Origin of the sequence: Burkholderia sp. ZZQ-2, assembly GCF_050768715.1 — a bacterium.
Lineage (GTDB): Bacteria > Pseudomonadota > Gammaproteobacteria > Burkholderiales > Burkholderiaceae > Burkholderia > Burkholderia cepacia.
This window is the reverse complement of the sequence record NZ_LDVA01000297.1, coordinates 19,317-33,965: the sequence shown is the minus strand read 5'-3', so window position 1 is coordinate 33,965 and position 14,649 is coordinate 19,317. Positions and strand designations below refer to the sequence as shown.

General features: G+C 67.5%; 13 protein-coding genes. 5 read left to right on the top strand and 8 right to left on the bottom strand.

Annotation, left to right across the window (positions count from 1 at the left end; translation table 11 throughout):
* Positions 1-51 precede the first annotated feature (51 nt).
* The 5 genes from ABY44_RS26080 (at position 52) to ahpF (ending at position 4,243) form a co-directional block, all read left to right on the top strand.
* Complete coding sequence (locus ABY44_RS26080; RefSeq protein WP_048026027.1) at positions 52-948, top strand: LysR substrate-binding domain-containing protein; 897 nt, start codon at positions 52-54, stop codon at positions 946-948.
* 90 nt (positions 949-1,038) lie between these two features.
* Positions 1,039-1,257 carry a hypothetical protein gene (locus ABY44_RS26075; RefSeq protein WP_021160898.1) on the top strand — a complete coding sequence of 73 codons (219 nt, stop codon included), beginning with the start codon at positions 1,039-1,041 and terminating at the stop codon, positions 1,255-1,257.
* Entirely contained in the window at positions 1,251-1,616 is a 366-nt protein-coding gene (locus ABY44_RS26070) for a type II toxin-antitoxin system VapC family toxin (protein WP_059696512.1), read from the top strand. The genes ABY44_RS26075 and ABY44_RS26070 overlap by 7 nt, the downstream gene beginning before the upstream one ends.
* A 336-nt stretch (positions 1,617-1,952) precedes the next feature.
* Positions 1,953-2,516, top strand: a complete 564-nt coding sequence (ahpC, locus tag ABY44_RS26065) for an alkyl hydroperoxide reductase subunit C (RefSeq protein ID WP_006488685.1) — start codon at positions 1,953-1,955, stop codon at positions 2,514-2,516.
* A 128-nt stretch (positions 2,517-2,644) separates the two neighbouring features.
* Complete coding sequence (ahpF, locus tag ABY44_RS26060; RefSeq protein WP_060172553.1) at positions 2,645-4,243, top strand: alkyl hydroperoxide reductase subunit F; 1,599 nt, start codon at positions 2,645-2,647, stop codon at positions 4,241-4,243.
* A 94-nt stretch (positions 4,244-4,337) separates the two neighbouring features.
* On the opposite strand, the gene ABY44_RS26055 is transcribed toward ahpF, so the two are convergent.
* The 8 genes from ABY44_RS26055 to ABY44_RS26020 form a co-directional block, all read right to left on the bottom strand.
* Complete coding sequence (locus ABY44_RS26055; protein ID WP_060172551.1) at positions 4,338-5,120, bottom strand: hypothetical protein; 783 nt, start codon at positions 5,118-5,120, stop codon at positions 4,338-4,340.
* 160 nt (positions 5,121-5,280) lie between these two features.
* Positions 5,281-5,835 carry a carboxymuconolactone decarboxylase family protein gene (locus ABY44_RS26050; protein WP_060172576.1) on the bottom strand — a complete coding sequence of 185 codons (555 nt, stop codon included), beginning with the start codon at positions 5,833-5,835 and terminating at the stop codon, positions 5,281-5,283.
* 29 nt (positions 5,836-5,864) lie between these two features.
* Complete coding sequence (locus tag ABY44_RS26045) at positions 5,865-7,199, bottom strand: aspartate aminotransferase family protein (protein WP_060172548.1); 1,335 nt, start codon at positions 7,197-7,199, stop codon at positions 5,865-5,867.
* A 15-nt stretch (positions 7,200-7,214) separates the two neighbouring features.
* Complete coding sequence (locus tag ABY44_RS26040) at positions 7,215-8,264, bottom strand: C45 family autoproteolytic acyltransferase/hydolase (protein ID WP_060172574.1); 1,050 nt, start codon at positions 8,262-8,264, stop codon at positions 7,215-7,217.
* Positions 8,265-8,284: 20 nt separating this feature from the next.
* The gene (gene glnQ, locus ABY44_RS26035; protein WP_027791283.1) at positions 8,285-9,013 is read right to left on the bottom strand and encodes a glutamine ABC transporter ATP-binding protein GlnQ; all 729 of its coding nucleotides are present in this window, start codon (positions 9,011-9,013) and stop codon (positions 8,285-8,287) included.
* Positions 9,010-9,717, bottom strand: a complete 708-nt coding sequence (gene glnP / locus ABY44_RS26030) for a glutamine ABC transporter permease GlnP (protein WP_021160890.1) — start codon at positions 9,715-9,717, stop codon at positions 9,010-9,012. Before glnP ends, glnQ begins: the two co-directional genes overlap by 4 nt.
* A 15-nt stretch (positions 9,718-9,732) precedes the next feature.
* Positions 9,733-10,485, bottom strand: coding sequence for a glutamine ABC transporter substrate-binding protein GlnH (gene glnH, locus ABY44_RS26025; protein ID WP_027791282.1), 753 nt, complete (start codon positions 10,483-10,485; stop codon positions 9,733-9,735).
* Between the two features lie 514 nt (positions 10,486-10,999).
* A complete protein-coding gene (locus tag ABY44_RS26020; protein ID WP_060172546.1) occupies positions 11,000-14,539 on the bottom strand; it encodes an ATP-binding cassette domain-containing protein in 3,540 nt (1,179 codons plus the stop codon).
* Positions 14,540-14,649: the final 110 nt, after the last annotated feature.

Sequence of the window (14,649 nt, the reverse complement as noted above, 5' to 3'; positions counted from 1 at the left end):
AGGATATTTTTGTGTTGTCGCTTACCCTGATTTTTCGATAAAATTCGACACATGAAAAATATCGAACAATTGCCGCACGATCCACCGCTGCGCGCGGTGCGTGCGTTCGAAGCCTTCGCGCGCCTCGGGTCGGTGACCGCCGCCGCGGGCGAGCTCGACATCACGCCGTCGGCGGTCAGCCATCAGCTGCAGCTGCTCGAGGCGTTCATCCAGACGCCGCTGACGGTGCGCGAGGGCCGGCTGCTCGCGCTCACCGACGAAGGCCGCGATTACTACCGCTCGATCAGCGCCGCGTTCTCGGTGCTGCGCAGCGCGACTCGCTTCGTGCGCGACCGCTCGTCGCTGCGGCAGATCACCGTCAGCCTGATTCCATTGCTCGGCATCGGCTGGTTCATTCCGCGGCTGCATGCGTTCCTGGCCGACAACACGGACGTCGACGTCACGGTGTTGTATGCGCATCACCGCAACTACCGCAGCGACGCGTCGGACCTGTCGATCCGCTTCGGCACCGGCGACTGGCCCGGCTATCGCTGCGAACGCCTGCTGCCGGGCGCGATGGTGCCGATGTGCAGCCCGTCGTTCCTGAAGCGCCACGGGCCGTTCCGCACGCCGGCCGATCTCGCGCGCGCGCCGCTCGTGCACGACGAGGATCGCAGCACGTGGGTCAACTGGCTGCAGGGCGCCGGGGTGCGGCATGTGTCGCATGCGGTGGGGCCGATGTTCGAGGACGGCCAGTTGACGCTGAGCGCCGCGCGCGCGGATCTCGGCGCGGCATTGCTGCGCGCGCCGCTGGTCGAGCGCGAACTGGCGAATGGCGAGCTCGTGAAACTGTTCGATCACGCGCTCGACGACGGGCGCGATTACTACCTGTGCACGCGCGAGGACGCGGACATGCCGGACGGGGCGCGGCGGCTGGCGGAGTGGCTGAGGAAGATGGCGGGGATGTGAGCGGGGTACGCTGCGCCGATTCGCTTGCTACCGTCTTGCGGCCGAAAGATCTGGTATATATGATATGCATATCATATATCGGAGGCTATCATGAGCCGAATTCTGGTCGATCTGTCGGACGGCCAACTCGACGAGTTGGCCGTCATCGTCGAGACTCAACATCGTCCCCGCGCCGCAATCATCCGCGACGCGATCGATGCCTATATTGCCTTGCACAAGCACCGGCTTGCCGACGACGTCTTCGGTCTCTGGAAAGATCGCAAGGTCGACGGGCTCACCTATCAGGAAGAACTGCGCTCGGAATGGTAAAAGCTCTCTTCGATACCAACATCCTGATCGACTATCTGGGCGGCGTGGAATCCGCTCGTGCGGAACTGGGCCGCTACGACTATCGGGCGATCAGCACGATCTCGTGGATGGAGGTCCTGGCCGGCACGTCCGCACAGGACGAGGCACCCATCCGCGCGTGGCTGTCGTCGTTCGATGTCATCGCACTGGACAGCCCGGTTGCGAATCGTGCCGTGACAATCCGCAAGGAACGCCGCATACGCCTTCCCGATGCAATCGTCTGGGCATCGGCACAAGTGAACGGTCTACTGCTCGTGTCGCGCAACACGAAGGACTTCCCTGCCACCGAACCCGGCGTTCGCGTGCCCTACAAGCTCTGAGTCAGCGCCAAGTCACCTCCGAGTCCGAGCCCGTTGTATGCGCCGGAACTCGGCCCTCCCGCAGCACCTGATACGAACGCGCGAGACGACCATCCTGCGCACGCAATGTGCCAGCTACTCGCGCCGGCACATCACGCCAAACTGCCCCGCTGTCAACCCGCATTCATCGGCTATCCGCCCACCGCCTCACAAGCCCCCCAAGCCCCACCCAATCAAGGGCCGGAAGCAGATAGAAATTCCCGATGCCCCGGATTGAAACAAGCAATTTCACAAGCTCAGGGTGAACCCGGATACTGGCAACACTCCACTCACCACTGAAGCAAAGGAACTCACCAGATGCCGATCATCAACACCCAAATCAAGCCGTTCAAGGCAACCGCTTACCACAACGGCGACTTCGTGCCCGTCTCGGAAGAGAACTTCAAGGGCAAGTGGTCCGTCGTCGTGTTCTACCCGGCCGACTTCACGTTCGTCTGCCCGACCGAGCTGGGCGACCTCGCCGACCGTTACGCGGAATTCCAGAAGCTGGGTGTCGAAATCTACGGCGTGTCGACCGACACGCACTTCACGCACAAGGCATGGCACGACACGTCGGACACGATCGGCAAGATCAAGTACCCGATGATCGGCGACCCGACGCTCACGCTGTCGCGCAACTTCGACGTGCTGATCGAGGAAGAAGGGATGGCACTGCGCGGCACATTCGTGATCAACCCGGAAGGCGAGATCAAGCTGTGCGAAATCCACGACAACGGCATCGGCCGCGACGCAGGCGAACTGCTGCGCAAGGTGCAGGCTGCGCAATACATCGCGGCGCACCCGGGTGAAGTGTGCCCGGCCAAGTGGACGCCGGGCGCGGAAACGCTGACCCCGTCGCTCGACCTGATCGGCAAGATCTGACGATCGCTCCGCGCGCCTCGCACGAGGCGCGCGAGACACACGAAGACGGGCCGCCGCCGCATGCGGCCCGCGCCCTCCTCCGGCACGACGTGCCCGACCAGAATCATCAATACGGAATCCGAAACGCCATGCTCGACGCCAATCTCAAGAACCAACTGAAAGCGTACCTCGAAAAAATCACGCGCCCGATCGAACTCGTCGCTTCGCTCGACGACGGCGCGAAATCGCAGGAACTGCTGGCGCTGCTGAACGAGATTGCGTCGCTGACGGATCGCGTGACCGTGACCGAACGCCGCGACGACGCCGAGCGCAAGCCGTCGTTCTCGATCGGCGAGCCCGGCAAGCCGGCCGGCATCCGCTTCGCCGGCATCCCGATGGGCCATGAATTCACGTCGCTCGTGCTCGCGCTGCTGCAGACCGGCGGCCACCCGATCAAGCTCGACGACGACGTGATCGAACAGATCCGCGCGCTCGACGGCGACTACGCGTTCGAAACGTATTTCTCGCTGTCGTGCCAGAACTGCCCGGAAGTCGTGCAGGCGCTGAACGTGATGTCGCTGATCAACCCGCGCATCCGCCACGTCGCGATCGACGGCGCGTTGTTCCAGGATGAAGTCGAGTCGCGCCAGATCATGGCCGTGCCGACGATGTTCCTGAACGGCGCGTCGTTCGGCCAGGGCCGCAGCAGCGTGAAGGAAATCCTCGCGAAACTCGATACGGGCGCCAGCGCACGTGCCGCGAAGTCGCTCGAGAACAAGCCGGTGTTCGATACGCTGATCGTCGGCGGCGGCCCGGCAGGTGCGGCAGCCGCCATCTACTCGGCACGCAAGGGCATTGCGACGGGCGTCGTCGCCGAGCGTTTCGGCGGCCAGGTGCTCGACACGATGGCAATCGAAAACTTCGTGTCGGTGCAGGAAACCGAAGGGCCGAAGTTCGCGACCGCGCTCGAGCAGCACGTGAAGCAGTACGACGTCGACATCATGGACGTGCAGCGTGCCGATGCGCTGATTCCGGGCGACGTGCACCAGATCCGCCTCGCGAACGGCGCGGTGCTGAAGGCGAAGACGATCGTCCTCGCGACCGGCGCGCGCTGGCGCGAAATCAACGTGCCCGGCGAGCGCGAATACCGCAACCGTGGTGTCGCGTACTGCCCGCACTGCGACGGCCCGCTGTTCAAGGGCAAGCGTGTCGCGGTGGTCGGCGGCGGCAACTCGGGCGTCGAGGCCGCGATCGACCTCGCCGGCATCGTGAAGGCCGTCACGCTGATCGAATACGGCGCGCAACTGCGCGCGGACGAAGTGCTGCAGCGCAAGCTGCGCAGCCTGCCGAACGTCACGATCGTCACGCAGGCGCAAACGATCGAGCTGACCGGCGACGGCAGCAAGCTGAACGGCCTCGTCTACAAGGATCTGCGCTCGGGCGACACGCAGCGCATCGATCTGGAAGGCGTGTTCGTGCAGATCGGCCTCGTGCCGAACACCGAATGGCTGAAAGGTACGGTCGAACTGTCGAAGCACGGCGAGATCGTCGTCGATGCGCGCGGCGCGACGTCGGTGCCGGGCGTGTTCGCGGCCGGCGACGTGACGACGGTGCCGTTCAAGCAGATCGTGATCGCGGTGGGTGAAGGCGCGAAGGCATCGCTCGGCGCGTTCGACCACCTGATCCGGCAGGACGTTGCACCGGTTGCCGCCGCGCAGCCGCAGGCCGAGGAAGCGGTCGCCGCGTAACGCGCGTCGCACATCGGCACAACAGTTTGTCTCTCTTGGCCCCGCATGCTTTGGTCGGCGTGCGGGGCCCTTTTTATTCCAGGTGCGATCGCGGTTACTTGGTCGTGGTCGGGGCGTCGTTCACCGGCGCCGGTGACGGCGCCTTGACACTGCTCGACTGCCTGACCAGTTGCTCGGTCATCGCAGCGGCAACCGGATTCGCGCCCGACGACGAACCGCCCTGCCGGTACGAACCGGCGCTCGACGATATCGATGATGTCGACGACATCGACGACGCAGGCGGCGGCAACGACGGATCGAGCTTCGCCGATTCCCTCACGAGCGCGGCCGTCTCCGGCGTTTCGGATTTCGTTGCGGAAGGCGCGGCGGCCGCGTGGCGTTCGAGAACGTCGCGCTTGCGCGGCGCGCGTTGCGTGACCTGCGCGGGGGCAACCGCCCGGGCAGGTTTCGCAGCCGGCGCTGCGGCCGGCGGGGTCGAATCCTGCGCATCGACGGTCACGACGTTGACCTTCGGCGGCGGCGCGCTCGGCTGCGCTTTCTCGCTGACGACAGGAACGGCGGGGACGGATGCGGGTGCGGCACTGACACGCGCGGGTGCAGGTGCAGGTGCTGGAGTTGCCGGGGCGGGTGGCTGCGGGGAAACGGCTGCCTGCTTCGATGCGGTATCGGCCCGGGCCGCCGGGGCCGGCGGCGCGATGGCGCCCTGCACCGCGTGATCGTTGTTCGCGGGTGCCACGGCCGCCGGTGCGGCCGAATCGCCGATGCCGGCGTCTTCGATCGCACGGTGGTCCGCGCGCAGGAGCATCACGTAGGCAGTGCCGGCCGCGGCTACCAGGAGCCCACCGGCGATCATCAAGGTCTTGCGGGTACTCGTCATGCTTGCTCACCGATCATGTCGACGTGAACAAGCCATCATACGCGGCGATCGGCCGCCGATCCCGCATGAATACATTTGGTTGCATTGTGCCGGCAGCAGGTCGTCACGATGTTCGTCAGACGTATCGCCGCCCCGCTCCGGCACGACCGGAACGCCGCCCTTACTCCGGAAACGGCAATTCGGTCTGCCCGTCCGCACGCATGCCGAACGTGTTCAGCGTCATCGCGACGAGCGCGTAGTAGCCGAGCAATGCAACGAGATTCACGACGGTTTCGTGGCCGAAGCGCGCTTGCGCCCGTTCGAACGTCGCGTCGCTCACGCGCCGCGTGTCGTACAACTCGCACGCGAATGCATGAATCAGCGCATCGTCGTCCGATTCGAATGCGGGCGCGACGCCGAGCCGAATGGCGTCGGCCGTCGCGGCCGGCAACCCCGCTTCGAGCGCGATCGGATGGTGGATGTGCCACTCGGCCTGCGAGCGCCAGCGCGCGGCCGTCACGAGAATCGCGAGTTCCGACAACCGCAGCGGCAGGCCCGTGCGATAGCGGCAGAACGCGCCGAGCTTCTGCGCGTGCTGGGCCAGCTCGGGGCTCGCGATCCAGCCGAGAAACGGCCCGTTCAGGTTGCCGCGCGGGCCGCTGAGGATGTCGGCCAGCACGGCCTTCTGTGCGTCGGTGGCCGACGCGAGATCGAACGGCGGCAGTCTGTCTGTCATGGTCATGTCCCGATGAGGTGCGGATGCGTTCACGCGCCGGCCGACGCGAGCGCCGCGTCGATCGCGCCCGACAGCCGCTCGACGATCGTGTCGATCTGCTGCGCGGTGCAAATGAAAGGCGGCGCAACGAGGATGTGATCGCCGTGAACGCCGTCGATCGTCCCGCCCATCGGATACACCATCAACCCGCGCTGCATCGCTTCGCGCTTGACCGCCGCGTGCAGCTTCAGTGCGGGATCGAACGTCGCCTTCGTGTCGCGATCGCGCACGAGCTCGACGCCGACGAACAGCCCGCGGCCGCGCACGTCACCCACATGCGGATGCGCGCCGTAATGCTCGCGCAGCGACGCGCGCAACTGCTCGCCGCGCGCCTTCACGTTGTCGAGCAGCTTCTCTTCTGCAATCACGCGCTGCACTTCGAGCGCGGCCGCGCACGCGGTCGCATGGCCGAGGTACGTGTGGCCGTGCTGGAAGAAACCCGAGCCGTCGACGATCGTCCGGTAGATGCGGTCGCTCACCAGCGTCGCGCCGATCGGCTGGTAGCCCGCGCCGAGCCCTTTCGCGATCGTCAGCAGATCGGGCGCGACGCCGTCTTCGTCGCACGCGTACAGGTAGCCCGTGCGGCCCATCCCCGACATGATCTCGTCGAGGATCAGCAGCACGCCGTACTTGTCGCACACCGCGCGAATCTTCTTCAGGTACGTGCGCACCGGCGGCACCGCGCCGGCCGTTGCGCCCACCACCGTCTCCGCGACGAACGCCGCGACGTTGTCCGCGCCGAGCTCGACGATCTTCTGCTCGAGCTCGTCCGCGAGGCGCTGCGCATACGCTTCGTCGGTTTCGCCCGCCAGCTGGTCGCGGTAGGCAAAACACGGGCTCACGTGGTGCGCCTCGATCAGCAGCGGCAGGAACGGCTCGCGCCGCCACGCATTTCCGCCGATCGCGAGCGCGCCGAGCGTGTTGCCGTGATAGCTCTGGCGTCGCGCGATGAAATGGCGGCGCTGCGGCTCGCCCTTCTCGACGAAATACTGGCGCGCGAGCTTCAACGCGGCCTCGACCGCCTCGGAGCCGCCCGACACGAAATACACGTGTTCGAGGCCGGCCGGCGCGGCTTCGACGAGCCGGTCGGCGAGTTCCTCGGCGACGTCGGTCGTGAAGAACGACGTGTGCGCGTAGGCCAGTTGCTGCGCCTGCCGCTTGATCGCGTCGATCACGCGCTGGTTGCTGTGGCCGAGACACGAAACGGCCGCGCCGCCGCACGCGTCGATATAGCGTTTGCCGGTCGAGTCGATGATCTCGATGCCGTCGCCTTCGACGGCGACGGGCAAGGTGGTGCGCGGAGCGCGATGGAAAACGGTCGTCATGCGTTGCCTCATGAATCAGGATGCGTCGTGCGCGCGTCCGGACGGCACGATGCGCGTCGCGAAACGCTGCGTGCCTTGTTGGTGAATGGTGACGTCGATCGACGCCGCGCCGATCGCGAACACGGCCGTGGCCAGCGTATTTTCGTCGTCGGGGTCCGCAGGATCGTCGCGGTAGATCGGCAGCCCTTCCGGTGCACGATCGCCGAGCACGCGCAGCAGCGCGGCTTCATCGATCGCGTCGATACCGGGAACAAGCGCGTCGACGCGGCGCTGGCGGTCGGCCGACGATTGCGTGACGATCTGCGCCTCTGCTTCACAGCCCGGATGCACGAGATGGTTCGCGTGCCCGGCGAGCGTCGCCACGTCGACGACCGAGCAGCGCGCGGCACTCGCCTCGATGCTCAGCAGCCGCGTGTCGCCGATCGCGCCGAGCGTATGGTGAAAGCCGCTCGCGCGCGCATTCACGCGCAGCACGTCGGCGGCCTCGTCGAGCGACGCCGCATCGAGCACGGCGCGCGCCAGGATCATGCGCGGCACGCCCGGCGCGGGCGCCCTGATCCGCAGGTTGTTGATCGCCTGCACGATGCCGGCCCGGTTCGCGGCAAAGGTGTGCCCCGGCAGCGAGCCCGGGTAGTAGAAACTGACGAAGCCCGGCTTGCCCACGGGCTGCACGTCGACGAGCAGGCAGCGTTCGCGCAGGAACGGATCGCCGTCCTCGTTGTGCGCGATCCAGCGCGTGCCGCCCGCGTCGCGCGCGGCCAGCGTCGTGCAGCCGTCCGGCGCGTTGTGGATCAGCTCGCCGCGGCAGTTCCACAGGAAGATGTCCTCGGCCGGCCAGCCGACACCCGCCGCGATCCCGTCCAGTTCCGCGACGAGATCGGGGTACGCGGCCAGCGCCGCCTGCCGCAGCGCATCGACGAACGGATGGCCGCGCCAGCGGCGCACGGCCTGCCACGCGCTGCTCTGCTGCATGTACGCGTCGAACACGGGACGGGCGAGCTCGCCGAGGCGCACGCCGATGTCGAACGGTGCACCGGCGATGACAGGGGTAAGGGAAAGCGGCAGGTCGGCCATTTCGGTTTCGTTCAGGACACGTGTTTCAGGAATTCCTTCAGGCGCGGGGTCGGCGGCCGGTCGATCAGGTCGACCGGATGGCCGTCCTCGGCAATGCCGCCCTGATCCATGAACAGCAGGCGCGTGCCGACCCGTTTCGCGAAGCCGATCTCGTGCGTGACGACGATCATCGTCATCCCTTCGTTGGCGAGATCCTGCATCACTTTCAGCACTTCGTGGCGCAATTCCGGATCGAGCGCCGACGTCGGCTCGTCGAACAGCATCAGCCGCGGCCGGATCGCGAGCGCACGCGCGATCGCGACGCGCTGCTGCTGGCCGCCCGACAGCTCCGACGGGTAATGATTCGCGCGCGATTCGAGGCCGACCTTGTCGAGCAGCGCCATCGCCTGGTCGCGTGCGTCGGCACGTGACGCGCCGCGCACCTGGATCGGCCCGAACATCACGTTCTCGAGCGCGGTCATTTGCGGAAACAGGTTGAACTGCTGGAACACCATGCCGGCTTCGAGCCGGATGTTGCGGATCGTCGTCGCGTTGCCGCGCACGCTCTGGCCGTCGACGAGCAGTTCGCCGCCGGTGATTTTCTCGAGCGCGTTGATACAGCGCAGCATCGTCGACTTGCCCGAGCCGGACGGGCCGATCACGACGACCACCTCGCCCGCGTCGATCTTCAGGTCGATGTGCTTCAGCACCGGCACGTGGCCAAAACTCTTCGAGACGTTCCGGAATTCGATCATGCTCATAGAATTCTCATCCTCTTTTCGACGAGCCGCAGCGTCAGCGTCATCGCGCCGGTCAGCAGCAGGTAGATGACGGCCACGGCGCTCCAGATCTCGACCGCCTGGAAATTGCCCGCGATGATTTCCTGCCCCTTGCGCGTCAGTTCGCCGACGCCGATCACGATGAACAACGACGTGTCCTTCAGGCTCACGATGCACTGGTTGCCGAGCGGCGGAATCAGCCGCCGGAACGCGAGCGGCCCGACCACCTTCAGCAGCACGCGCGGCATCGACAACCCCATCGCGAGCCCCGCTTCCGTCAGCCCCTTCGGGATCGACAGCAGCGCGCCGCGCACCACTTCCGCGAGATACGCTCCGGAATTCACCGTGATCGCGATGATCGCGGCCGTCAGGCCGTCGATGCGGATATGCGCGAGCAGCGGCAGCGCGAAGTACAGGAACATCACCTGCACGACGATCGGCGTGCCGCGAATCAACTCGATATAGACCTGGGCGAGCACGTTCATCGCCTTCGGTCCGTATGCGCGGAACATGCCCGCGATCATCCCGACGATGAAGCCGCCCACCAGCCCGAAAAATGCGATGAACACCGTCAACCGGACCCCGTCCATCAGGTCCGGCAACGCCGCCCAGATCGCCGACCAATCGAAATTCACTTGTCGCTCCCCGTTCGATTCAAGACCGGCGCGGCCGCCCGGCCGCGCCATGGTGCGCCGTAGCGCTTACATCTTCGGCGGCTCGGCGCCGAACCACTTCTTGTAGATCTGCGCGTAGCGGCCGTCGGCCTTGATCTTCACGAGCGACGCGTTGACCTTCGGCACGAGCGGGCTGCCCTTCGGGAAACCCATCCCGTACTTGTCGCCGCTGACCGGCTGGCCCGCGACCTTCACCTTGCCCTTGCCTTCGTTGTTCACGAAGAACAGCACGTTCGGCGTGTCGTGCATCGCCGCGTCGACCCGGCCGGCTTCGAGCGCGAGGTAGGCCTGGTCGATGTTCGGGAACTGGCGGATCTCCTTCGGCTTCAGGTGCGCCTTGATCCAGTCGATCGTCGCGGTGCCCGTCTTCGCGGCGATCACCTTGCCGTTCAGGTCGTCGATCGACTTGACCGTCGTGTTGCCGGTCTGCACCATCGCCGCGAGACCGCTGTCGTAGTACGGAGCGGAGAAGTCGATCGCCTTCTTGCGCTCTTCCTTGATCGTCATCCCCGACAGCGCGACGTCGATGTTCTGCGTCTGCAGCGCCGGGATCAGGCCCGCGAAATCCATCGGCTGGATCGTGTATTTCCAGCCCTGGTCCTTCGCGATCTCCGCCCACAGGTCGAGATCGAAGCCGACATACTTGTCTCCCTGCTTGAACTCGAACGGCATGAACGACGTGTCGGTGCCGACGACGAGCGTCCTGGTATCCGCGTGTGCGAGGCTTGCGCCGAGCGCGGCAACGACCGCGACGGCTTTCAGGAAGGAACGGCGACTCATGGTTTCTCTCCGCATGATTGAGCGATGTGACCGGCCAGCCGGCCGGCGGTAACGACGACATCAAGCCGCACCGCAACATGCGATGTCGAATTAGACCTTAGTGCAACAAGTGTTGTCAACCGCGATACTACGACAACAAAAAAACGCGCAACGGATAAATGCATCGAAACAAACCCGGGGCGCGCGGCACGGATAAACCGGAAGAATGGGAGTGTGGCGCGGGGCGATGCACCCGCGCCGAACGGCGTTGGCGCCTGAGCGTAGTTGGCGGTGACCGGGCCGGCTTGCTGGCCCGGGGCGCCACGCACGGTAGGAGGAGGATGGCGCGAGCGCTCGAACAATCGTCGCGGCCCGCGCATTGGGTTTGTCAGCGTGAAGCGTCGGCGATCGGGTACGGTGCCGTGGCGGGGCGGCGTCCCCCGCGACGCAGGCTACCGCCGGCGTGTCTCAACGAATGTTGCGGCATGCGCGCGGAGCTGCCGGAAGCGAGGCCCGCGCGCCGATGCGACGTCGCTTACACCGCCACCCCGCTTGCCTGATGCGACACGAGCCGCGCATACGCACCCTGCCGCGCCAGCAGGTCCGCATGCCGTCCTGCCTCGATCACGCTGCCCTGCTCCATCACGAGGATCAGGTCGGCATTACGCACGGTCGACAGCCGGTGCGCGATGATGATCGACGTGCGCTGCGTCATCAGGTCTTCCAGCGCCGCGCGGATCTGCTGCTCGCTGATTGTGTCGAGGTGGGACGTCGCTTCGTCGAGGATCAGCACGGGCGCATCCTTCAGGAACGCACGCGCGATCGCGACGCGCTGGCGCTGGCCGCCCGACAACTGCACGCCGCGCTCGCCGACGCGCGTCGCGAGCCCGTCCGGCAGCCGCGCGACGAATTCGCCGAGCGCCGCATGCTCGATCGCGCGCTGCACGTCCGCGTCGGACGCATCGTTCGCCGCGAGCCGGATGTTCGCCTCCAGCGTGTCGTTGAACAGGTAGGTATCCTGCGCAACCAGCGCGATGTGCTGCCGCAGGTCGTCGAGCCGCAGGTCGCGCAGGTCGACGCCGCCGAGCGTCACGCGGCCCTGCTGCGGATCCCAGAAGCGCAGCAGCAGGCTCGCGACCGTCGACTTGCCGGCGCCCGACGCACCGACCAGCGCGACCGTGCTGCCGGGCGCCATCTCGAAGCTCACGCGGTCGAGCGCGGGCACGCTGCGGCCCGGGTACGTGAAGGACGTCGCCTCGAAGCGCACCGCCGGATCGGCGGGCAGCGCATGCGTGCCGTCCGTCACCGGCACGGGCTCCTTCTCCAGCGCGCGCAGGCGGCGGGTCGACGCGATCGTGTCGGCGAGCTGGCGCGCGACCTGGCCGATTTCGGCAACCGGCATGAAGGCGGCCACCGCGACCAGCACCAGCAGCGGCAACGACTCGCGCGGAAACCAGCCGCGCGCGCACAGCAGCGCGCCGAGCGCCGCGACGACCAGCCCGCCGAGCCCGCTCGCGACTTCCAGTGCGGCGCTCTGCGTCGACAGGTCGTCGAGCAGCCTGGCGCGTTGCTTCCGGTACGCATCGACTTCGGCCACGAACGCTTCGCGCCGGCGCGCGACGGCCTGGAACGCGGTCAGCTCCGCGAGCCCCTGGATCGTCTCGGTCAGGTGTGCGCCGAGCTGGCCGAGCGCTTCGCGCGCGCCGGTGCCGAGCCGGTCGACCTCGCGCCGCGCCAGCACCGGCGCAAGCCCGGCCCACAACAGGAACGGCAGCAGCGCGAGCGCGAGCGGCCACGCGACCGACGCGAGCAGCACCAGCACGGCGGCCGGCACGAGCACCGCGACGAACGCGGGCGCCAGCGTATGCGCATAGAAATACTCGACGGTCTCGACGTCCTGCGTCGCGAGCGACACGAGATCGCCGGAACGGCGGCGCAGCAGCCCGGCCGGTGCGAGGCGTTCGAGCGTCGCGAACAGCGCGATGCGCATTTCCGCGAGCAGCCGGTACGCCATGTCGTGCGCGAGCCACGATTCGAGCCAGTGCAGCACGGCCGCCACCGGCGCGATCACGAGCAGTGCCGTGACGAGCGCCGGGCTCACATGGCCGCCCGGTACCGCACCGACCACCAGCGCGCCGATCACGCCGACACCGATGAACGCGAGCACGCGGCCGATCCCGAACAGCACCGTCAGCACGACCTTGCCCGTCCACGGCCGCACGAACCGCAGCAGCGTCCGCAGCGTTTCCGGCCAGCCGATCTCCGCCGCATCGTCGTTCAGCGGCCGCACCTGCGGGCCGGACGACGCGCGCGCGGTCGCGCCGGCCGTCGACGCCACGCCGGCCGATTCGGCGACCGCTTCCAGTTGCGGCCCCATCAGCCGGCGATACGGGCCGTCACGCGCGATCAGCGCCGCGTGCGTGCCCTCGTCGACCACCTGCCCCTGGTCGAGCACCAGGATGCGGTCGGCGCCGATCACGCTGGACAGCCGGTGCGCGAGCACGAGCGTGGTGCGCCCGCGCGTGAGCCGGTCGAGGGCCTGCTGGATCAACGCTTCGTTCTCCGCGTCGACCGACGACAGCGCCTCGTCGAGCAGCAGGATCGGTGCGTCGCGCAGCAGCGCGCGGGCAATCGCGAGGCGCTGGCGCTGGCCGCCCGACAGCATGAGCCCGCGTTCGCCGATGCGCGTCGCATAACCGTCCGGCAGCGCCGAGATGAAATCGTGCGCGTTGGCCGCACGCGCGGCGGCGATCATGTCTGCGTCGCTCGCGTCGGGGCGGCCGAGCCGCAGGTTGTCGGCGACGCTGCCGTCGAACAGCGTCGCATCCTGCGCGACGACCGCGATCATCTCGCGCACCTGGCCGGCATCGAGCGTACGCACGTCGCGGCCGCCGATGCGGACCGCGCCGCCCTGCGCATCGTGCTGGCGCAGCAGCAGGCGCACGATGGTCGATTTACCCGCGCCGCTCGGCCCGACGATGGCGACCGTCTCGCCTTCGCGAACCGAGAAGCTCAGCGCCGCATGCGCGTCGGCGCGACGCCCCGGATACGCGAAGCTGACGGCGTCGAACGCGATCTCCGGCCGCAGGCCCTGCACGCGCGGCGCATCGGTGGAAGGCGTGTGGCTCCGCGCGTCGAGCAGCGCATGGATCGCATTCGCCGCCGACTGGCCGATCATCCCCTGATGCAACACCGAACGCAGGTCGCGCAGCGGCCGGAAGATCTCGCTGCCGGCCATCAGCACGATCAGCAGCGCCTCGAGGCTCATGTCGCCGTGCCGCACGCGCCACGCGCCGACCGCGATCGCGGCGGCCGCGCCGAGGCCGGTGCCGAGATCGGTGAAGAGCCGCGTCAGCAGGCCGAGCGCGAGCACCCAGAACGTGCTGTCGGACAGCGCGCGCGCCTTCGCGGCCAGCTTCGCGCCGAACGCCGTGCCTTGCCCGAACGCCTTCAGCGTCGGCAGGCCTTGCACCGCGTCGAGAAACTCCTCGCCGAACGCCTTGAACGCGGCCGAGCGCGCGAGCGCCGCGCGCTTGTCGGCACGATGCACGAGTTGCGGCAGCGCGAGCGTGACGAGCGCCGCGACCAGCAGGATGGCGGCCGTCGGCACGTCCCACCACGCGAGCACCGCGAAGATCATCACCGGCGCGCAGGCGGCGATCACGAGCTGCGACAGGTAGGTGCCGAAAAAGGTCTGCAGCTGCTCGACGCCGTCGACGACGGCCAGCATCACGCCGCCCGTGCGTTCGCCGCTGAACCATGCGGGGCCGAGCGCCGCGATCCGGTCGAACAGCCGCGCGCGCAGCGTGGCCTGCACACGCCCGGCCGTGTGCTGCGCGAGCACCGTGCGGCGATGGTCGAGCCACGCGCGCAGCAGCACGCAGGCCGCCGTTGCAACGACGGCTTCGCCGATGCTGCGCGCCGGCGCGCCGGAAAAGACCAGCGCCAGCACGCGGCCGAGGAACACGAAGCGCAGGATCCCGACACCCATCGCGAGCAGTCCGAGCGCGACGGCCGCGGCGACCCGCCAGCGCAGTCCCGCCATCATTGCCCATAGTCGTCGGTCGAAATACATGAAGCCCTCCGGTAGTGTCTGGTTGCATTTTTCTTGACCGGATCGAGGCTACCCGCGCGGCCCGCGCGCGGCAAAAGATGATTTTTCAACGGGTGTTGAGTCAACTACAA